Here is a 22,447-nt window from a genome sequence, read left to right as displayed (position 1 = left end):
GGACGAGCAATAAACGAGCTTTCTAACCTTTGACCGAGCCGACCATCATGCCTTGATCGAAATATTTCTGGATCAGCGGATAGATGATCAGCATAGGCAACGCCACGATAACGATGGCGGACATCTGGATTCCGATCGTCGGCGGCGGCGTTCTTCCCGCGGCTTCGAGAAGCTCGGGCGGAAGGCTGGAGCTGCTGATGATGGAACGGAGCACGAGCTGCACGGGCGCTTTGCTCCAATCGGTCACGTAGAGCAATGCGTTAAAGAAATCGTTCCAATAGACGACCATGTACAGAAGCCCGACCGATGCGATAACCGGCATGGACAGCGGAAGAATGATCCGCCATAGGATTCGAAACTCGGATGCCCCGTCGATCGAGGCGGACTCCCTCAAGCTTTCCGGTATTCCCTCGAAGAACGACTTCATGATGATCATGTTGAACGCGCTGAAAGCCATTACCAATATGAGAACGTAGTTCGTATTTAATAGTCCCAGTTGCTTGATCGTGATATAGGTGGGAATCAATCCCCCCTTAAAAAGCATCGTGAACACGAAGTAGAGAATGAAGATTTTCCGGCCGGGCAGCTTCTTCTCCGCCAGCGCGTAAGCCACGGTAGCCGTAAGGAACAGGGCTAGCAGGACTCCTCCCGCCGTATTGCGGATTGTGTTGCCGTAAGAGCCGTAGATCAACGAGCCCTTCTGAAGCAGGTATTCGTAGTATTCGAAGCTGAAGGAAGTCGGGAACAGCACCATCCCGTCCTTCTCGCTGAATATATGATAGGGAGTTATCGATACCGAAATGACGTACCAGAACGGAAGAACGATGATTAGAGTCAATAGCGTCAGAACGATATAGTTGGTCGTAACGAAGGCCTTCTCGCCGCCTGTTAGCTTCATAGTTTCGCTTCCCCTCCTCAGAAAATGCCCGAATCGGGATTGATTCGCTTGGCGATATGGTTGGCGGTCAGCACCAGCAAGAGTCCGATGACGCCTTTGATGACGTCGGCTGCCGCGGCAAGGCTAAGATTGAATTGCTCGATTCCCACCCGGTAGATGTAGGTATCCAGAATGTCTCCGACCTCGAACACCATCGGGTTGTACAGGTTGATGACCTGATCCAAACCGGCGCTCATGACGTAACCGACTCTGAGGATGAAAATAACGACGATCGTGCTGGTAATCCCCGGCAACGTGACATGGATGATCCGCTTGAACCGGGTCGCTCCGTCCACGATAGCCGCTTCGTATACCTCGGGATTTAATCCGGCGATGGCGGCGATATAGATGATCGCTGCCCATCCCATCTCTTTCATGGCGTCGGTAACGACGAGGATCGCTCGGAAGTAGTTCGGCTCGACGAGCAAGTAAGCGGGCTTTCCTCCGAAAAACTCGATGAACTTGTTGATGATTCCGGTTTCCGGGGACAGCAGGATCGTAATGATTCCTCCGTAAACGACCCACGACACGAACCTTGGCAAGTAGACCGCGGTTTGCAGCGTCTTCTTGAACCAGACCGTCCGGATCTCGTTAAGCGCAAGCGCCAGCAGGATCGGACAAATGAATCCGCTTATCATTTTGTACAGGCTGATGATCAGCGTGTTCTTGAAAGCGTTGAGAAACATGTCGGACTCGAACAACATGTTGAAATGCTTGAGTCCGGCCCAACTGCTTCCCGGGAAGCCCTGGATAACGTTGTAATCCATGAACGCGATGCTAACCCCGTACAGCGGAAGATAGTCGAAAATGAATACCCATGCGAATGCGGGTAGCAACAGCACGTACAGCAGCTTGAACTTCCATATTCGCCTGAATTTCACTTCAAGCCGCGGCGAGCTCTTGCGGGTCGTACTCTTGGTTGCCAGCTCCATCCTGTTTTCCTCCTATCATCTCTCTAGCGCACTCTGTCGATGAAAGTGCTTACAATAGCTAGCTTATCTGAAAGCGGAAGGTCGGAAAACCGGAGCGAAGAACGATAACACCCGTGAAAAGTCGCATTAATCGACAAGGGTTACGGCTCCGGACGGCGGAACCTCAATTCGGTGAACTCCCGCGTAGAGTGTGATCTCCGAGCTGAGGACCACGTTTCCTTGGCAGTCTTTAACCTCGATTTGCCGGCTCCCTGCATCCCTGTCCAGCTCGATGAACACGCTGTCGCTCCGGGTGCCGTTTACGAGAATAACCGTACCGGGCAGCTCCCGGTCTAACGCGATGACCGTGCGATGATAGACGGCCGCGATCAGCTTGCTCTCGTCGCTCGCCAGGACAAGCGGATACATCAGCTCCGGATGATGGGGCTCCAAACGGCCATCCAGCAGAACGGCGCGATGCTCGTTCCAGAAGCCGAGCCAATACGCGACCATATCCAGATGCTCTTTCGGCAGCCGATCGAGCCGGACGGATATTTGCGGCACGGAGAACAGGACGTTGATCAACTGAAGCGCGGCGCTCTCCGAGGGCTCTTCCGGGTGCCACATGAGCATGTCCGCATGGGCCGCCGTATTGCCGCAAAGCAGCCGGATATCGAGGGTTCGCACCCTATTCTCGACGGAATCGTTCGGGCAATCCGCCGCCCTGAACATATTCCCGTATTTGCGCATGTAAGGCCCTACGTAGGCTTGGCGGAATTCGATCATCACCTCCGGATTAATCGCGCTTAACCGAGCCATGATGTCGGACATAAGCCGGTCGACCGCTTCCGGTACCGACACGTAGTCCCGGCCGCCGCCGAATTCGTGCTTCTGGTCCTCGGGCAGGTTAAAGCTATCGATAAAATCCAGCTTGAAGCCGTCCAAGCCCCAATCGAGCATCGCCTTCTCGTAAATGCCGATTAAATATTCGCGTACGTCCGGGAATCGAGGATCGACGATTCCCCAGCCGCGGGCATCGATCGTGTATAACATCTTGTCGCGGAAACGATCCCATGCCTTGCTATGCACGCCGACGAAAGGCACGGAATACCAAAGCACGTATTTCATGCCCAGCGCATGAACGCGTTCCACATGGGCTTTCATATCCGGAATTTTCTCCTCGCATACTTCCCAATCCCCGCAATAGGCATAGCCGCGCTCGCTGTTGTTCGTTTGCCAGCCGTCGTCCACGATGACGGTTTCGCAGCCGATTGCCTTCGCCAGGCGACATTGCTCCTCTATCGCTTCCGGCTCCACGTCCTGATGCAGGCTATACCACGTCGAATACATCGGCTCGCGCGCGGCGGCGGGAACGGCGGACGGCGTCAAGCCCGGAAGTCCGCTCCACCACTCCTGCACTTCGTTCAGGCATTCGTAATAAGCCTTATCCCGAAGATCCACTCTAAGCGTCGCTTCGTAGACGACCAGCGGCGAGGTCGGTTCCTCGAACAACGAGACCGAGCAATGGAAATCGGCCGATTCTTCGTTGATTCCCGCTTTGCAGACGACCGGATTCAGCGTATCGGAGAACGCGAACGTCATTCTGCTGCGGCCGGAGCCGCCGAACAAGCAAACGACCGGCGCCGAGCTCGTGGATTTGCTGGCGTAGCCTTTGGTCCAATCCGGGGCGATACCGCGGTTACGGTAGCCGTTCGGATGCCATACGCCTTGGATATCGACGTTCGGTCGTTGCCAGGACAACCGGAATACCGGCGGCGACTCCGGCGTATCCGCCTCGATGCGAATATGGACGAGCTCGATTCCTTCCTCCGGATATTCCACGAAGAAGGACGACCTGAATCTATCGTCCGCTCCCGTCAATTGATAGCTAAGCCGTCTTTCTTCTCGTACGATCGACATGATGCATATCCCTCCAGTTTGAATTTTGGCAACAAAAAGGTAGCCCAACCTTCGCAACTTCGCGCTTGCCGGCTTATGTAGAGAAGATCGGATGCCCTCCGATCAAGGACGGCATCCGACTTTCCTATGAATCCTTTACGGTTACTCACTCGAATATTTCGAACATCTCGCTCCCAAAGTACCTCTGCAGACACCTGTTACTCGAATATTTCGAGCATCTCGCCCCAATCGTGCCCCAGAGTCACCCCGTTTGCCCCTATCGTGCCGACAAGACACCCGATAATCTTACAAAGGCAATACCGATACCTCGTCGACCAGTAGATTAACGGCCGGGCCTACGCTTTTTACCGAGAATCCGACTCCGCCGGCCGTTAACGTAGAGTCCGTGAAGGTCGTGATCAACGTGCCGTCGATGTAGAGACCGAAATCGTCTCCGTCTACGTCGATGCGATAAGAATGACTGGCGGTCATATCGAAGCCCGGGATTACCGTTCCGATATCGATCGCCGTCCCCACCTGCGCCGGCGTGGACGTATTCGGATACTTCCACAGCTCCACGATATCGGAGCTTTTGAATTCCAAGAAATAATAGCTCGTTCCGGAAGAATAGCGGAACAGCATACGGAAACGATCCGAAGCCGCCGTGAAGGCCAAGCTGTAATCCTGCGTGCTATACGCAAGCGAAGAAGTCTTGACAACCGCCCGTTGAGGCCCGGTCAGCGTGGTGGAGCCGTTAAGCTTAGCCGTCGATCCGCTGCCTTGGATTTGCCAAGCGGTGCTACCGAACAGATCCCAATTGCCCAGACCGCCTGCGAAGCCTTCCTCGAACAGCGGCTCGTAGACTACGGTCACCGTGGAGGTCGCCGTGAAGGAGCCGTCGTCCGTAGTGGCGGTAATAACAGCCGTGCCCGGAGCCACGCCCGTCACCGTGCCATTGGAAGAAACGGTCGCGACGGACGGATTGCCGGAGCTCCACGCGACGGCTTTATTGGTTGCGTCCGCCGGTTGCACGGCGGCGCTCAGGGTCGACGTCGTGCCTGCCCCGACCGTTATCGTCGGTTGGTTCAACGTTACGCCCGTGACGCCGACGACAGCGTTCGGATCGCTTTCCGTAATCGTCCAATCCGCGAAATTATAGGTCAGCCTTTCCCCGCCCTGCGAGGCGACGAATAATTCGCCGTTCGGCTCCTGCTGAAGCCAAGGCGTGTCGAATAGCTTAAAGGAAGAATAATCGATCGCGGTGCCGTTGACTTTGTGGGTATTGGCATAAGCGCTCGATCCCAAATCGAAGGTAAGATCCAATTCGTCCCCGCTCAAGTTCGTAAAGATCAAGCGCGGGTTAGCCTCTTCGATATGCGAGCTATCCAGCGACGTTTGCGTCAGGATGGCATTCTTGAAGCCTGCAAAATCGGCGTATTCGGAAACCCCGGCCGTTTCCAGCACCCAACCGTTCTTATCCGCCTTGCTGCGAAGAATGTTGTAGTTGTAAGTTAATTGCTTAGTCGGATGAAGCGTAATCGTCGTCTTGACCTTATTCGCCGGGTCGGTCGGCGTTTGGTAATGCCAGGTGTACGGCTTGATCGTCTTAAAGGCGAAATACATTTGCTCCGTCTCGGCGAATACCCATCCGGATTGCTCGCTGCGGGTCAGAATCGATCCGGTATCCGGGAACATCGCTGTCAGAACGCTATCGCTCGCTCCCGGCGCTTTCAACGATTTATACACGGCGACTGCGGTTTTGCCGTCTTGCATGACGCGATGGTTATCCGGCTGATCGTAATTGCCGATCGGAGTGTCGGCTTGGTCGGCGACTACCCTGAACAACGGATTCGCCTCGGACGACTGCCAGCGAAGGACGACCGGAAGATCCTCGATCCAGTTGTCGACCCGATTGTACGTAACCTCTGTCGCGATTCCCCAAGTCGGCTTCACGTAAGCCTGACGGAATACCTTCAAGTTACGTCCGCTCGAATTTTGCAGGTTCGTCTTGCGCGACGTATAATCCTTCGTTGACTGTCCGATACGAACGGCCATTTCCGGCGGCGCGTATTCCATCTCCGGCGCGATCAGCAGGGCCAAATATTCCAAATACGGCCGGTAGGACGCGGGAACCATGGCATCCGTCTCGCCGATGCCTTCCTGCGCGCGATGCGCTCCGAAATACATCCAAGATAAGGCCGAATGGTCCGTCGCCCTCCATGACGGATCGCTTGCGGAGGAGCTGTCTCCCTTCGCCCTGCTCACGCTGGATATGAAGGTACCGTCAATCCAATCGTTCGCCCATTCGAACCACATGACATCCATCGCCATCTTGATCTTCTGTTTGAAATCCGGTTCGTCCGTATATTGATACAGGGCGTTCAGGCAAAGATAGGTCATGTACGTATATTCCGTGCTTTCATACTCGGCCCAGCCCTCGTGAACGCCTTTGTCGATCATTTCTTCGACGTTGGCCCTGTTCGCGCTTTTCAAAGCGGCTCCGGACGACCCGTTCAAATCCTCGAGATCCGGGAAGTATTGGCCGACTAGATAGCCCGTTGCATAGTTGCTCATTCTCAAGTTTTCGGTTTGAGGAAGTTTAGCGTAGGCATATCCGGCAAAATAATCCCTGACATGGCCCAGCATCGTACTGTCGAACCGATCGCCGAGCATGAGATACGCATACATTTTTCCGACCGTCTTGTATTGCTCCCAATCGTAAGTCTGGAACATGGTATCCAGCTTGCCCATGTTGTTGGCGACGTTCTGATTGTCCAGAATTTGGGCCACGATCTGTACGATGTTCGGTAGTCCGCCTATTTCCGACATCGACTTCGCTTTGTTCCACAGCCATTGCTGACGGGTCTCGAGCGTACCCGGGAACGGTGCAAACGTGCTCTCCGGAGGCGGGACTTCCCCGATGGCCACATGATCGAAGGTCGCCGTGGTCAACCTGGTATTGGAGTGGCTAGTAAGCGCCAGGCCGAAATACACCGTTTGCGGTAAATTCACGAGCTCCTTCTTGATCAGAGTCCAGGTCGTTCCGTCATACGAACTGTACGAGCTGACGTAATTGCCCGCGCGCACCAGCTTCACCCAATAGGGGGCAGTTACTCCCGTCGTTCCCGTCGCTAAAGTCGAAGCCCCGCCCGGTTCCAGACGGTCGCTGAAGACGACTCCGTTGTTCGGCGTGACGGCCACTAGCGCATGACGCGATTGAGGGGATACGTTCTCCCGGATCATGACTCCCGTCTTGGTCCATGCCACCCCGTTGCTGATGCCGGATACGCGGGCAACGATCTGGCCGTCGCCCGTCCACGGCCGATAGGCGTATTGGAACGCGTCGGCCGTCCCCCAAATGTCGGCTCCGGAGCCTTGCAACGAATAGGTGTCCGTTAATTCGTCGTAAGACGCGCTTCCCGCGATGCCTACGCTTCCGATATCCTGGTTGCCGAACGGCTCGGGCAGCCCGCCCGGCGAGGGATCCGTCGTCACCGTGACTTCGTTGCTGTGACCGGATACGTTCCCCGCCGCGTCCCGGGCTCTGACGGTGTAGTCGTAAGTCGTATTCGGAGACAATCCGACTACGGAATAGCTGGTCGTGGAACCGCTTACGAACGCAGCCAAGGTACCGTTCTGATAGATATCGTACCTCGTTACCCCGATATCGTCCGTCGAAGCCGTCCACGAGAGGTTCACCTTCGTATCCGTCTCCGCCGAGTACGTTAGCCCGGTTGGGATAGTCGGCGCTTCTTCATCCGCTTCCGCATAGGGAACCTCTTCATATACCGCCAGGTCGTCGACGATATACGCTTCGTCGGTCCCTCCGGTATTTACGCGAACGGTGAATCCAAGCTTTAAGCTCGTGATCGTCTTCTGGCCGCCGTTCGGCACGACTTGAAAGCGATAGCTGGGAATGTCGCTATCGTTAATCGTGTTGAGCTCGTTCGGCACGGTGCTCGTATAAGCCGCCGTTCCGGTTATGCTTGGCATTTGAGTTGGAAACCGGGGAATCAAGACGTTGTCGTAGGGTCCTAATTGGATATAAGCATAATTATCCTTGCTTACGATCATGTCGCTGGCATCGCTTCGCAACAGCTTGTATTCCAGAATGAAATCGACGGCGGGCGACCCGACCGGCTGGTTATAAATCTGGTTAAGGCGAGTTACCAGCGAACCCGATGTTTGCTGATAATAGAAGCTGCTGGCCGCGTTCGCTCCAAGCGAAGCGTCGCGAAGCTCCAGCGCGTTGTTTCCGTTAACTTGCACGATCTGCTGAGAGCCTCCGGTCGAGGTACCATCCATCGTAAACGGACTTAACCCTCCGTCGAACTCCGTATCCAAGTCGTGCGCCAATAAATTCACTAGCACGGGTTCGTCTTCGGCGGATGCCGGCAATACCGGCGTGCCGGTAATCGCCAGGAGCAGCGCCAAGAGAAGAATGGCGATATTTTTACTTTGCGATTTCCTTTTCGCTATCATTTTCAACCAACCTCCATCGTTTCGATTAACGAACAGATCTCCAAGAAAGCGCTTCCCAAACTTCGGGAGCATGATTTCCGTAAACCTAACTCTTTACTGCAACTGCTCAACGCCGATCTTCAACCAAAACTGCCGTTCTTCCATAGGCTGGAGAGAAATGCAATTATCGTGTCTTATGCAATCCCGGATATCCGAAAACCAGGAGGTCGACGGCTCCAAAGCCACCGTATATTTTCCTTCGTCGTTATTGGACCAATAGCGCAGGCAAGGAAAAGCGTCGCGATCCCATTCGAGTCGCAGCTTCACGTTCAAATCGGGATTATCGATTCCTACTTCGCCTTCCGCGGGAATTCGAACAGGAATGTAACACTCCTCCCCGTCCGCCTTCCTCGGGTCGATCTCCAGCAGGTTTTTCCTCTTGCCGCCGGGAAGGGTCACCGACGTGATTTCCTCCTCGAAGCTCGCGAGTGACTCGCTCCGGTTGTTCTCGTAGCGAAGGACGTTAAACGCGATGCTGTCCTTCGGAAGAACGACCTTTGCTCGCTCGCCGATGAACGGAGCGCCGAAAGCCGGATGATGCGTCCATATCAAATGAACGACGTCGCCGTCCCTATTCGTGATCCGTTCGGTCAGGCGAATCGCGCGCTCCCCTGCCTTCAGGGTGATCGTCTTTTCCACCGTTAGAGGCGTATAGGGTAGCGAAAGCCGGCAATGCAGCGATACGCCGTGCCCGTCCTCCCGATCGATACGATATTCCCATGGAACGCCCGCGGACTCCCCTTCCTCGCTCGCGCCTACTTCGCCGCTACCGAATAACGCCCTGTTCGGAATAATCTCCTGCCATCCTCCCGGATATCCTTCCGCATAATGAACGAGTCTTATCTCCCTAAAATCCCTCCCTTCATAAGGGGTTAAGCCGTTCTTCGTTCTCATTAACAGTTCGAGATTCAGAGGTTTATAGACGAGCTCCCAAATGTCGGTGCCTTTGCCGACGAGAACGGCGGCGCATAACCATTCGTTCTCCAGCCGTACGGCTTGTATTCCCTCGATCAGCAATTCGGTAGCCGTACAGGCACCGTTCATGTCGTTGCTCCTTCTTAGCCTTGCGTCGTCTCTTGCTCCAGGACGAGAGTACCGTATGACTCGAGGGTTATACTTCCGCCAACGGGTTCCCCCTGTATCAAGTCCTTCCACGCCGTGCCTTCAACCCCGTTCAGATCCAACTCCACGGGAGCCCGGTTGTGATTGAGAATAAACAGGAATCGTCTTCCTTTGCCCTCGCGTACGCTGACTTCTACGCCTTCCGGAGCGTTAGGAATATGCGGTTTCACTCCGGCGCTTGAACAAACATTCAATAACAGCTCGCGGATAAAAGCATCCTCCGGATGCGCGGACACGTAGTAAGCTTCTCCTCGACCGTATCGATTCCGCGTCACGGCCGGCAACCCGGCATAGTAATCTTCCGTATAGACGGCGATCGCCTCCGCTCCGTTCAAGCGTACGACCTCGCCCCATTTGTCCGTTCGGAAGCTTTTCCCGTCACTGCGTTCGATCCGGTTGGACATGCCGGGCTCGAGCGCGTCGACCTCCTCGACGACGATACCGAATACGTCTTCGATCGGACGAAGGAATCCCCCGTATTCCACGACGTCGCAGCCGTTTACCATTCCGCTGTTGTAGCTCATGACCAATTTCCCTCCGCGTTCGGCGAAGGAGCGCAGATTTTCCGGAACTCCCTCTTCGAACATATACAGCATCGGAGCTATGACGACGTCGTAATCGGACAAGTCGGATTGCGGTCGAATGACGTCCACGGGAATATTCGCTTCGTACAGCGGTCTGTAAAACGCGGTGACGGCTTCGCGATAAACGAGATCCTTGCTCGTCTTGTTCCAATCCACGAGCCAGATCAGCGAAATATCGAATAGAATAGCCACATTCGCATGGATGCGAGTTCGCAGGACGCCGTCCAATTTCTCCAGCTCATGACCTAGCTTTCCGATCTCCCGGTAAACCCGGTTGTCTGATTCGGTACCGTGGCTGACTAACGAGCTATGGTATTTCTCGACGCCGCCGCGGCTTTGGCGAAATTGGAAGTACATGATCGCTTCGGCTCCGCGGGCAACGGCCTGATAGCTCTGCAAGCTCATCATTCCCGGCCGTTTGGCCGGATTGTACGGCTTCCAGTTCACGTTGCTGGAGGCTTGCTCCATAAGCAGGAACGGAGCCTTCTTCAAGCCGCGGAAATAATCGTGCTGGAACGCGGCCCATACCGCGTAATCGTTATGAGGCGGATACGAGTCCCAAGAAATGACGTCCAGATGAGGCGCCCAATCCTGATGGATCTGTCCGAGAAAATCGATCGAATAGAAATTGGACGTGACCGGGATATCCGGCGTAATCCTAACGATTTCCTCCTTCTCGGCCAAGAACCCTTGCAGGTTGCCGTCGGATAGGAAGCGTTGATAATCCAAGCTTACGCTCGTATGCGTCATTCCCCCGACCGGCGGCATGATCTGCTGCCAATCGGTTTTGACCAGACTCCATTGCCGAAGCTGCCAAGCCTCGTTCAACCGCTCGAGAGTACCGTATTTATTCTGAAGCCAAGCCCGAAAGGCCATAGCGCAGTTATCGCAATAACAGTGCAAAATACATTCGTTGTTGATATGCCACATCATGAGATTGGATCTTTTTCCGTACCGTTCCGCGAGCGTTCTTGCGATATTGCGTATTTCCTTGCGATATAACGGATGATTAGGACAATAAGCCTGACGGCTCCAATGCGTAACCCTTTGGCCGTTCTCGTTTACTTTCAATAGCGTCGGATCCTTGCCTAACATCCAAGACGGCGGAGCTGCGGTCGGAGTGGCTAATACGACGCCGATTCCGTTGCGTTCCGTTAAGTCGAATACGAAATCCAGCTTGTCGAAATCATGCGTTTCCTCCGAGGGCTGTATCGTCCCCCAGCCGAACACGTTCAACGTAACGGAGTTAACGCCGATTTCTTTCATCAATACGATATCCCGTTCGATGATCTCGATCGGCCATTGCTCGGGATTATAATCGGCCCCGTACAGAACGCGGGACCATTCCTTCTTGCCTTGCATCTTGCTCACCTCTCTTGAACCGGGGGCGGGAGTTCGGCCAATCCGATCAGCCGAATTCCCCCTTTGGTATCGACCCGTTAACGGGCCCGTTGCTTTACTTTGTCGCCAAGAACTCGTCGATTTGCTTTTGCAGCTCGACTTGAATTTTCTTCAGGTACGCTTCGCCCTCGGACTTCAGCTTGTTCCAGGTTTCGGTAGGATCCGATACTCCGTTGAACAAGGAAGAATAATACTTGTCTTCGATCGCGCTGTACAAGGAAACTTCGTTGGCAACCGGCTCCGGATTAAACGAGAATCCGGTCAGCTTGCTCGCGATTAAATTGTCCGCTACGGTATTGAATTTCAAATGCTCGATAGCATCCGGATCGAGACCCGCGTCCAAACGGTCAAGCGTCGGATTCCATACCCAAGCATACGGGAAGTAAGAATATTTGCTATCCGGAAGCGTTTTGTATTGATCGTCTCCGATCGCTTCGTAGTTCGTTCCTTCGATTCCGTAAGCCAACAAATCGTAGTTTTCTTTTTGCGCCGTCCAGTTCAGGAACATCATGGCGCGTTCTTTGTTTTTGCTTACCTTCGGAATAGCTTGGAAGTTCGCTTGCTTGAAGCTGGTCGTTATTTTGCCTTTTTCCAACGGCATGAAGGTAACGGCTTCGACCTCGGCTCCCGGCACGTTTTTCGGAATGGATGCTTTCATAGCGGCCGGTACGCCGAAACCGTTCGTTGCGTAGATCGCCACGTCGCCCGATTCGAAAACGGCGTTCGCGTCTTTAATGGCTAGAACGTCCGGATGGATTAAGCCGTCCGTATATAGCTTGCGGGCGTCTTCGATCCAAGACCATACCGTCGGGTCCATTTCGTCGAACAGGTTGTATACTTTGCCGTCATTGTTCTTGTAGTGCAGCACTAGGCTTTGGCCCAACGCATCGGATCTTAGAATTTCCGGATCTCTCGTCATGAAGGCTCTGAACGCTCCCCATGAGATGTCCTTCTGACCGGGCTGGCCGCTAGCTAACAAAGGAATGATGTCCTTTTCGTTCTCTTTGATCTTGTTAGCGAAAGCGATCAATTCCTCGTAAGATTTGATAGGCGCTACGCCGTATTTCTCTCTTAGGTCTTTGCGAATCAGGTACGTTCTTCCGTCGAGATGGGAATTGCCGAGCGGAAGCGCGTAGATCTTGCCTTGGAATTTGTTGGCGTCGAACATTTGCTGCGAGCGAACCGAGACTGCATCTTGACCGTACTGGGCCAATAGATCCTCTAACGGCTCGTAGTAACCCGCGGCGATCATCTGTTCCATATGCAGCCATGGAGCGTCGAAGATCAGATCGACGTCTTCGCCCGAAGCGAGCATGACTTGCGTTTTCGAGGCAAGGTCGGAGAAAGGAACGAATACGAGATCAAGCTTGACGTTGATCGTGTCCGCCATTCTCTTCTCGGCTTCCTCTATGATCACATCCATATCTGCCGGGCGGTCTCCGGGAAGGATGATCTTCAACGTAACGGGATCAAGCTTCTCTCCCTCGGCAGGTGCCGATGCGGGTGCCGACGATTCCGGATCCGCGCTGTTTCCTGAGCTTTCCGGAGTGTTCGAATTGGAGCTGCAACCGATTAATGCAAGCATGATCAATAATACCGACAACCCTGACAACAGCGTCTTTTTCATAGTGTTGCTTCAACCTCCCGATGATTATGTTCTATCTATGCTTAACCGGATCGCTCCGGGACAAGCCTGAAGCTTAGCCTTTCAGAGCGCCGATCGTGATACCCTTGACGAAAAACTTCTGAATGAACGGGTAGAGGAAAATGATGGGGCCGATCGTTAAGCATACCGTAGCCAATTGCACCCCGTAAGTCGGCACCGCTTGTGAATAATTCGTGTTGCTTCCGCCAACGTAAGCACTGATGTTGACGTTCGATATGATCTGACGAATCATGATTTGCAGCGGATGCAGCTTATAATCGTCGATGAACAAGAGCGCCAAGTAAAAGTCGTTCCAATACTGAAGCGCATAGAACAAGCTTACCGTCGCGATGACCGGCTTCGAGATCGGAATGATGATCCGGAAGAAGATGGACAGGTCGTTCGCTCCGTCGATCGTCGCCGCTTCGTTAATCTCGTAGGGCAGCGTCCGGAAGAAAGAGACCATGATGAAAGCGAAGAACGGATTCAATAAATACGGGAGAATCAACGCCCAGAGCGTATCCTTCAAGCCTAGCGTGTTCGCGACCAGAATATAGAAACCGACTAGCCCGGCGCCGAACACCATCGTAAAATACGTCATGAACGATAAAATCTTGCGATATTTGACTTTCGGATGCGCCAAAACGTAAGCGTACATCGACGTTATCAGTATGGCCAAGCAAGTTCCGGCGACCGTCACGATAACGGTGACAAGATAACTGCTCATGATCTGCTTGCCAGCTAGCGTAAATTGGTACGAATATAACGTGAATTCCTTCGGAAATAGCATCATGCCGTTCAGCTTTATGCTGCTCTCCGTGGCGAACGAATTAATGACGACAAGCCAGAACGGAATGATGCAGAGGAGGGCGAATATCGCAACGAACGCATATATGCCGATCACGAAGCTTCTTTCCAGCAAGGACTTGTCTTCCTTTACGCGATTTGTCATCGGGTGCTTCTCCTCCTAGAACAAGCCTGAATCTTTGTCGATCTTTTTGGCGATTTGATTGAAGATGAGTATGGTGATCAGTCCCATTACCGATTGATAGAGCACGACCGCGGAAGATTTGCTGAAATCGCTCAACACCCGAAGCGCTCTGTACGTATAGGTATCGATGACGTCAGTCGTCGAATACAAGGCGCTATTGTCGCCGATAATTCCGTAGATCATTCCGAAATCCCCGTAGAAGATCCGACCGACGCCCAGCAAGCCGAGCACGATAACGACGCTTCTGATCAACGGTATCGTAATATGGATAATTTGCTGGAAACGAGTCGCTCCGTCGATTCGCGCGCTCTCGTAATATTCGCCCGAGATGCCCGTGATAGCCGCGAGAAAAATAATGGAATAGTAGCCCGCGAACTTCCACACGTAGATGAGAGTCAGGAACGCCGGCCACACTTCCGCCTTCAGGTACCAATTGACTTTTTCCGCTCCGTAAGCCTCTAGAGTGTGATTGACCATGCCGTCCGTCGTATTCAGGAAAGCGAAAGCCATCATGCTGACGACCAGCCAAGAGATGAAATAGGGCATGAAGATAAACGACTGGGCCAGCTTCTTGAAGAGCGCGTGTCGAATTTCGTTCAGAAACAGCGCGAGTATCAATGCGATTCCCAATCCGAATATAAGAAACAGTCCGTTTAGAAACGCCGTATTGAAAGTTACCTTATACCAATCGGCGCTCATGAAGAAAAATTTGAAATTATCGAATCCGACGAATTTGCTTCCCCACAAGCCATCCGCCAGTCTGTATTTCTTAAAGGCGATGAGATGACCCGAAAGCGGAATATAAGCGAATACGATCAAGAACGCGAGACCGGGTAGCGCTAATAGATACAAGTACTTATTTTTCGTGATTTCTCTGATAAAGCTCATTCGTTCACCCGCTTCTGTTTCGTTAGTGTGTTCCTCTCGTGGCTTAATCATAGGTCGTCGTACCGTTCTTCGTATAGTTCTGATCCAGGAAAACCGGTGCTAAATCCGGCGGAAAAGCAGGTTCTCATTACGGATACGAGGTTCGGAATCCGGCATAACCGTTGCCCTGGCATATAAAAAGCGCTCTGGCACTAGGCCGGAGCGCTCTATAGTTATTGCCGATTATCTCCTGTCCCGATACTGGCTCGGGGTCATGCCGGTCGCTTTCTTGAATGTCGTAAAGAAATTGCTCTTCGTTTGGAAACCCGATCGTTCGCCGATATCCGTGACCGTCCAATCCGTCGTCTCCAGCAAGCCCTTCACCCGGTTGATCCGCTCTTCCATGATGTAGTCGGATAACGTCGTTTCGAATACTTCCTTGAATAGCTGCCGTATATAGCGGGTCGACAAGGAAACATGCTCCGATATTTCGTCTATCGTCAATAAAGGGTCGTGCAAGTGGTTTTTCACGTATTCCACGATTTCCGTTACGATCTCGTCGCGGCGGCTGGACCCTTTTTTATTGCTTAAGTCATCCATGATTTCAAGTAATTCTTGCTCCAGCCATCCCTTAATTCCGCTAAGGGTATCGTATCTTTCCAGAATGCTCTCGATTCCCTCTACGGATTCCACGGACGGCAATTTATTGAAGGTTTTGAACAACGTATATAGGATCAGGGATAACTGAAACTTGCTATCCGCGTAATGCATCGTCTGCATATGCCCGAATATAAGGCCTAAGCTAGCCGCCACTTCGTCCGTTTTCCCCATTCTGACCCTCTTGATCAACTCGTCCAGCAAATTCGCGTCGGGCAACGGCTGAATCCTTTCCATATAAGCTTCGAAATCTTGCTCGAGGTAGATCTTGTCCTCCCCGGATATGAACTTCAACATCGTCAGCTCATGGATATGCTTGTAAATGCTGCGCAGATCGTCGCCGAACGGATGGACTTCGCTTACCGCTATCGTAACGCGAATGCGAGTCCAATCCTGGATTTGCTTCACCACGTCCTCCAGCATTTCAACCAAGCCGCTCATATGAATATCCGAGCCCGACACGAGAAGAGCCAGATGATCGCCGCCAAGATCGACCGATTGCGCGTGCCATTTGCGATTGATGATCTCTTCCGCGATGTTGCCGATGGCGTATTTCATCAGCTTCCTTGAGGCGAAGTTGTACTGATCCTCGAAGAGGCTGTATTCGTTGATCCGAATAACGCCGAGATGCAGCCCGTCGCCTTCGAACAATTCCGTCTGTTCGCGCAAATAATGCTCGACCGGGGCAATGAGCTTGCCTTGGACGATCCATTGCCTCAAATATTCAAGCTTGATAACGCTCTTATGCTCCCTCATGGACGTATCCATCTTGTCCACCTGATCCGCCAGCATTTCGATTCCGTATTGAATGACCTTATACTCTTCCCGCGGACCTTCGTTGTTCGCGTTCTTCAATTGCAAGCCGAACTTCATCTCTAACTGATCCGCAAGCTGGGAGAAGGGTTTATACGTACGACGGGAATTCCAGAACAGAATGGCCAGCATAAGCAGGACGAAGGAAGCCGCGAAAATGAGCATTTTATTCCGGAACGAATTGAAATCGGCGAGAACGAGGTCGTACTTGGCCGTCTGGTACAACGTCCATCCTTGAGGCTCGATCTGCGCGTATTGAATCGACCATAGCTCTCCCTTGTAGGTATGGGCGAAGCTTCCGGTCTCCTCGGTGGATAAGGGGGCCAATTCGGAATACAGCTCCACCGTGTCTTCCGATCCCAGCATCACCTTTCCCTCGCGATCGAGAATGAAGGATCTCGTCCCGGTAGCACGATTGTCTTTAAGCAAATACTGTTGAAGGAGTTTGATATCCATAAGCATGACCAAATAACCGAACGATTGCTGTCCGGAAGGCACGGTCGGTATGATCAGCGCGAGCTTCTTCAGCCCGTTCGATTGGTAATTGAAGAAACTCAAATACGATTTTCGCGATTGCTTTACGATATCGAGAATCGTCTGATCCGAAAACTCGGCGAACGTAGAAATCCCGTACTTCAAGTTAATCGCATGCTGCGAACGCATATTGAACAAATAGATGTTTTCAATAAAGGGCTCCGTCGTCGTGTAGTTGGCTGCCGCTTTCATCGCGTCCGTCTGGTGCTCCGGAGTTTCCTTGCTATCCGTTAGCCAGAGTTGGATGCTCTTGTCTTGGTACATATTCAATCCGTATCCCATCATCTTCTTGAAGATGAACTGCGAGTTTTCTTGGGCATGGACGACCTCGACCTGATTAGCCTTATCGATCTGCTTCATCGCGTACGTAGAAAACTGCCGGGATATGATATAGACGAAAGGAATCGACACCAGGGAAAAGACGATGCACAATGCTAGAAAAATACGAATATACTTCTGCCTGGGAATGAACCGCTTCATCGTATCCCTCCTCACACCGGAAAGTATAGAATGAAGCGGTCCAAGTTACAAGTTCTATAACCGGATATCGAGTCTTGAATCAGGAACTGCGGCCTATGACTTTCGTTTCAGGACGCGGACTCCGTTGACGGGAAGAGCGATACCGCCGTCCATGGTTTCGCCGGTTTCGAGATCGGCATATACGCGGTTATCCAAGGAGACGCTTTTCTCTTGCCCGCTGAAGTTCATGAGGAAGACGTAATCGGAAGCTCCGTCCGTCCGGACTTGGGCCGTCACTCCCGAAGGGAGATCGGCATTCAGCGCCCGCGCCAATCCTACGTCATCCGCTAATTTTCTATAGAATTCGCCAAGAAAATCGTCTTTCAGGCGTGTAGCCATATGATAGGCGCGACCCTTACCGAACCGGTTCAAAGTTAAAGCGGGACTTCCGGCGTAGAAATCTCCCGTATAGACGCCAAGCACTTCGGCACCTTCCGGATGGACGATCTCGCACACTTCATGCGATTCGAACGAACCGTTCAAGCCCAGCTCATTGCCCTCGGTCATCTTAACTCCATTCACATCATGGTCGTACAAGCCTTCGATCTCCTCCGCCCAAATCCCGAGCGTCTTCCTTAGCGGTCCCGGAAATCCGCCCAGATGGCAAATATCGTGCTCGTCCACGATACCCGACCAATATGTAGTGACTAGCGTACCTCCGTTCTCCACGAATTTCTCCAGCTTACGGCCCGTCTCTTCCGTGCAAAGGTACAGCATCGGTGCGACGATTAACCGATAGGAGGAGAAATCCTCTTCCGATCCGATGACGTCTACCGGCACTCCTTGCTTCCAGAACGCCCGATGATGCGCGATAACCGTTTCCTCGTAGTGAATGCCCGCGTTGCGCGGGCCCGCCGCGTCGTTAACCGCCCAGCGATTGTCCCAATCGAATAGGATCGCCGTTTCGGACGGGGTCGAAGCTCCGACGATTTCCGAAATTCCGGCCAATGCGCGACCAAGCTCCGCAACATCCTGGAACACTCGCGTATGCTCGTGTCCGATATGGTCCACGACGGCGCCATGAAACTTCTCGCTCGCTCCCCGGCTCTTGCGCCATTGGAAATATTGCACCGAATCCGATCCGTGGGCGACGGCCTGCAACGAGGAAAGCTTGTGCATGCCGGGACGCTTAAGCTTGCTTACCGGTTGCCAATTCGTCGCGCTCGGGACGCTCTCCATTAATAGGAAGGGCTTACGTTTCAGCGAACGATACATGTCATGATGGAACGCGAAGGTTGATCCTAGTTGGCTGTCATCTTGCCGGCTGTGCCACGTTGGGTAGGCGTCCCAGGAGATGACGTTTACGATCGCGGCGAGCTTACGGTAATCGATGCCGTCGATCATATGCATGTTGGTCGTGACGGGCAAGTCGGGGTTAACCCCGCGAACCGATTCGATCTCGTGCCGGCAGAAGTCGACCGTTCGGTCCGTCACGAAACGGCGCCAATCGAGATTGTGCCCGTGCACCGCGAACTCCCCATGCGGAGCCGGGGATTCGACCTGCTTCCAATCCGTATACGTATGCGCCCAGAACGAAGTCCACCATGCGAAGTTAAGCTTTTCGAGAGTACCGTATTTGTTCTGCAGCCATATACGGAATTGTTGCTGGCAGTAGTCGCAATGGCACTCGCCGCTGTATTCGTTGGAAATATGCCAACCGACGACCGCCGGATGGTTGCCGTAACGCTCGGCTAGCTTGCCGTTCATGATCGCTGTTTTCTCGCGGTAGATCGGCGATGAGTAGCAATGGTTATGCCTCATTCCATGCAGGTTTCTGACGCGATTAGCTTCTACGCGCAGCACTTCCGGATATTTCTCGGACATCCAAGCCGGGCGAGCGCCGCTCGGAGTCGCAAGCCAAGCGTAGATTCCGTTATCCGCGAACGTATCCAGCACCTTGTCCAGCCATTCAAAGGCGAACTCGCCTTCCTTAGGCTCGAGCGCCGTCCACGAGAAAATCCCGACGGCCATGACGTTGCAGCCCGACAGCTTCATCAAACGGATATCCTCTTCGAAGATTGTAGGGTCGTGGAGCCATTGGTCCGGATTGTAATCTGCGCCGTGCATCATTACAGGTAGCTTGCCGCTTATGGGAGGGAATTTCTTCGTCATTCTATTTCGCTCCTTCTTTAATCGTCATATTCTCTCATTCGCTATTATCATAGATCAATAATCGCTTATACTTATAGAATAGAACCACCTAATAATCGTACGATCCTAACATGGAGTTGATGAGTGCAATGATGCCGTTCTTGCTCGCGGAATTCGCCAATCGGGAGAAATCGCTGCCGCTCTACGTTTGTTGCGTCGGAAGCCACGAACAGAAGCAGCTCGATCGCGCGAATGGATATGCGGCGCACCAGCTTTTCCTGTCCAGAAGCGGCAGGGGAACGTTCCGCATCGAAGGACGGCGTGATCTTCCGATGACTCCGGGGACGTTTCTCCTTCTGCCCGCCGACATCCCGCATTCCTACTTTCCCGAGCAATCCGGCGGAGAACCATGGGACTTAGGATTCGTCGCCTTTAACGGACAGGCCGCACCCTCGTTGATGGAGCAAATGAACGAGCTCGTTCTAACCGTGCTGCCGGCTCCTAATTTTCACGATTTGTGGGATCAGTTGGCTTCTTTATGGCATCTCATAAGCCTAAACGGCGAACACGCCTACTGGGAGACTTCGAAGAGGATTTATAATATGGCGCTCACTTTGCTGGAAGGCCAAACCCCGATTAGGAAAGACGGACTCGATACCTCGCCGGTCGCGCAGCCGAACAACGCTCTTGATTCGGCCGTGAAGCTAATTCACGACCACTACAACGAGCGACTCCTGCTTTCGAACGTCGCCAGAGCCGTCGGATATTCCGTCCAGCATTTCCACCGCTTGTTCGTGGCAAGCTTCGGCGTAACGCCGCAGCAATATATCTTGCGGCTTCGCATGCGCAGGTCCATCCAGCTCTTCGGCGACCAACCGGGCATCGCCGTCGAGAAAGTAGCACAGCAATTGGGGATGGAAACGAGTTATTTCATTCGCATGTTCAAGCGGACATACGGAACGACCCCCAAACAATTTCTGAAAGGGGGTCGCGGGAATATGAAATCCGAAAGCTAGCTTCGGAGGACTTTAAAGACTTCCAGACGTAAACGCATTCTCGCCGCCGTCTTTTTCGGCTCTCGGGTCCACCTATGCGCTCTTATTCCTCCCGATGCTCCGGCCGCTCAGCCAGCCAATCTTCCAACGTGGCGACGCGCTCGGGATGCTTTCTGCTTCGAGCCAGGAAACCTGCTCCATGCGCCGTCATCGGATCCTGATCGACGGGTTGATATCTCAGATCAACGCTCCAGCGTACTTCATCCGATAAATTGGGCGTAGACATATGAAGGCACCGATCGTTGAACAGAACGGCGCTGCCCGCGGTCATCGGAAGCACGACCGTTTCCGTCTTGCCCAGCTGGCTTTCCTTCAAGCTCGTATATCCGGTGCCTGTCTCGGTTTCCTGATGCCACTTCAGCAACCGTTTCTTATGCGTTCTCGGTTTGATATGCAAACAACCGTTCAACTTGTTGACGTCGACCAACGGAATCCATACCGTGATAACGGGATTGGAATTCGCATCCGGCCAGTAAGACTTGTCTTGATGCCAAGGCACCGCGCCGGCCGCGACTCTCGGAATCTTCGGTCGGACGTTGTAGACGGGATTCGAGAATACCTCTCCGCCGATCAAGGATTCGACGGCATCCAATATGCGAGGATTGCTCATGAGGCGGAAATAACCGGGTATGCGATCCCGCCAGCTTCTGCCGTATTTCAGAAAATCGTCGGCGCTCAAATGTTGAAACAATTCGGCCAGCCTGTAACGGAACGGACGATGCTCCAATTTATGTTCGATGAGCCCGTTCTGCAGCAACTCGTCGGCTATCATCGATACTTTCCGATTCATCGCTTCCCGCGCGGGCATTAGCTCCTCGTCCGTTAAGAGATTCGGTAGAACGATATATCCTTCCACGTTGTAAAACTCGATTTGTTCCTTAGTCAAACTTCCACCCGTTATTACGTTTGTCATCCGAATCTCACCTTCCATCATGTATTGGAATATGAGAAAATAATAGCATGCGATCAAATCCTTGTATTTGTAATCCGGTTCGTTCATTTGTCGTTTATTCCGCAATCTTTCGATTCAAGGAGGTGCGAGGTGCAGGGAATTTCTGCGATCAACCCGCTAGTCCGGGTTGCCCACTACTATTTATTGCCCGCGGATAAGAATCCGACCGAAGCGACCCGAATCGGTTACTGTTACGCCTTTCATCTCGTGGACGGCGGCAAAGGCACCGTGAAATGCGCCGACCGTACCTATCCGGTCAAGAAGGGGGACCTGATATTCATTAAACCCGGTGTCCCTCACTCCCTTTACTCCAGACCGGACGATCCCCTTTCTACTTATAATTTATACTGCGAGCTATGGAACGAGCTTCCGGTTAACTCGACGCACCATCTGGTATGGCAACAATCCGATTTCGACGAGGAACTGTTAACGTCCGTTATTCCCTGCCCGGAGCTGGACGAGCTATCCGTTCTGCATCGTCTACAGCATCAAGACGCGATCAGGGTTCTTTTCGCCCATGCCGTAACCTTAGGTCGCGAATCGGATTCCTACAACCGTATAATCGCAAGCAGTCTCGTTAAGGCTTTTCTCCTGGAGCTGGCTCAAATCGCCGAAAACGATCATCATACCGATTACCGAATAGCTCCCATTATCGAACGAATCGACCGCGAAGCCGCTCGAGGCCAATCTTATCAAGACTGGCTTACGGAGTCCCACCTGGGCAAAACGCATTTCCATAACTTGTTCAAGCAAGCTACCGGCATGTCCCCCAAAGCGTATTGGACCCAATCGGTCATGAAGCAAGCGAAAGCCTCCCTATGGGAAAGCAATCGCTCCGTCACCGATATCGCCATGGATCTGGGCTATTCGTCCATCCATCACTTTACGAAGCAATTTACCCTGTACCATGGTGTATCCCCTACCGAATTCCGAAGAAGAAAGGATTGA

14 protein-coding genes are annotated in these 22,447 nt (G+C 52.9%); 2 read left to right on the top strand and 12 right to left on the bottom strand.

The window, feature by feature from the left end:
* Positions 1-22: 22 nt before the first annotated feature.
* From DFP95_RS05600 to DFP95_RS05550, 11 genes are all read right to left on the bottom strand, one after another.
* Positions 23-898: a carbohydrate ABC transporter permease gene (locus DFP95_RS05600; RefSeq protein WP_115991594.1), complete on the bottom strand. Its 876-nt coding sequence runs from the start codon at positions 896-898 to the stop codon at positions 23-25.
* 17 nt (positions 899-915) lie between these two features.
* Positions 916-1,869: an ABC transporter permease gene (locus tag DFP95_RS05595; RefSeq protein WP_115991593.1), complete on the bottom strand. Its 954-nt coding sequence runs from the start codon at positions 1,867-1,869 to the stop codon at positions 916-918.
* A 126-nt stretch (positions 1,870-1,995) separates the two neighbouring features.
* Positions 1,996-3,768 carry a glycoside hydrolase family 36 protein gene (locus DFP95_RS05590; RefSeq protein WP_115991592.1) on the bottom strand — a complete coding sequence of 591 codons (1,773 nt, stop codon included), beginning with the start codon at positions 3,766-3,768 and terminating at the stop codon, positions 1,996-1,998.
* A gap of 285 nt (positions 3,769-4,053) precedes the next feature.
* Positions 4,054-8,229: an Ig-like domain-containing protein gene (locus tag DFP95_RS05585; RefSeq protein WP_115991591.1), complete on the bottom strand. Its 4,176-nt coding sequence runs from the start codon at positions 8,227-8,229 to the stop codon at positions 4,054-4,056.
* A 93-nt stretch (positions 8,230-8,322) separates the two neighbouring features.
* Positions 8,323-9,312 (bottom strand): DUF4432 family protein, encoded by a 990-nt coding sequence (locus tag DFP95_RS05580; protein ID WP_115991590.1) that lies wholly within the window; start codon positions 9,310-9,312, stop codon positions 8,323-8,325.
* A 14-nt stretch (positions 9,313-9,326) separates the two neighbouring features.
* The gene (locus DFP95_RS05575) at positions 9,327-11,336 is read right to left on the bottom strand and encodes a beta-galactosidase (protein ID WP_115991589.1); all 2,010 of its coding nucleotides are present in this window, start codon (positions 11,334-11,336) and stop codon (positions 9,327-9,329) included.
* Between the two features lie 94 nt (positions 11,337-11,430).
* Entirely contained in the window at positions 11,431-13,002 is a 1,572-nt protein-coding gene (locus tag DFP95_RS05570; RefSeq protein WP_115991588.1) for an ABC transporter substrate-binding protein, read from the bottom strand.
* A gap of 73 nt (positions 13,003-13,075) precedes the next feature.
* Positions 13,076-13,972 carry a carbohydrate ABC transporter permease gene (locus DFP95_RS05565; RefSeq protein ID WP_115991587.1) on the bottom strand — a complete coding sequence of 299 codons (897 nt, stop codon included), beginning with the start codon at positions 13,970-13,972 and terminating at the stop codon, positions 13,076-13,078.
* 15 nt (positions 13,973-13,987) lie between these two features.
* Positions 13,988-14,899: an ABC transporter permease gene (locus tag DFP95_RS05560; protein WP_115991586.1), complete on the bottom strand. Its 912-nt coding sequence runs from the start codon at positions 14,897-14,899 to the stop codon at positions 13,988-13,990.
* 222 nt (positions 14,900-15,121) lie between these two features.
* Positions 15,122-17,362 (bottom strand): AraC family transcriptional regulator, encoded by a 2,241-nt coding sequence (locus DFP95_RS05555; RefSeq protein ID WP_115991585.1) that lies wholly within the window; start codon positions 17,360-17,362, stop codon positions 15,122-15,124.
* A gap of 93 nt (positions 17,363-17,455) precedes the next feature.
* Entirely contained in the window at positions 17,456-19,513 is a 2,058-nt protein-coding gene (locus DFP95_RS05550) for a beta-galactosidase (RefSeq protein ID WP_115991584.1), read from the bottom strand.
* Positions 19,514-19,641: 128 nt separating this feature from the next.
* On the opposite strand from DFP95_RS05550, the gene DFP95_RS05545 reads away from it, so the two are divergent.
* Positions 19,642-20,508, top strand: coding sequence for a helix-turn-helix transcriptional regulator (locus DFP95_RS05545; RefSeq protein WP_115991583.1), 867 nt, complete (start codon positions 19,642-19,644; stop codon positions 20,506-20,508).
* An 82-nt stretch (positions 20,509-20,590) separates the two neighbouring features.
* On the opposite strand, the gene DFP95_RS05540 is transcribed toward DFP95_RS05545, so the two are convergent.
* Entirely contained in the window at positions 20,591-21,460 is an 870-nt protein-coding gene (locus tag DFP95_RS05540) for a phytanoyl-CoA dioxygenase family protein (RefSeq protein ID WP_181907276.1), read from the bottom strand.
* A gap of 129 nt (positions 21,461-21,589) precedes the next feature.
* On the opposite strand from DFP95_RS05540, the gene DFP95_RS28630 reads away from it, so the two are divergent.
* The gene (locus DFP95_RS28630; RefSeq protein WP_147304136.1) at positions 21,590-22,447 is read left to right on the top strand and encodes an AraC family transcriptional regulator; all 858 of its coding nucleotides are present in this window, start codon (positions 21,590-21,592) and stop codon (positions 22,445-22,447) included.

It is taken from the genome of Cohnella lupini, from assembly GCF_003386205.1.
GTDB lineage: Bacteria > Bacillota > Bacilli > Paenibacillales > Paenibacillaceae > Cohnella > Cohnella lupini.
This window is presented reverse-complemented; position numbering and strand designations above follow the sequence as displayed.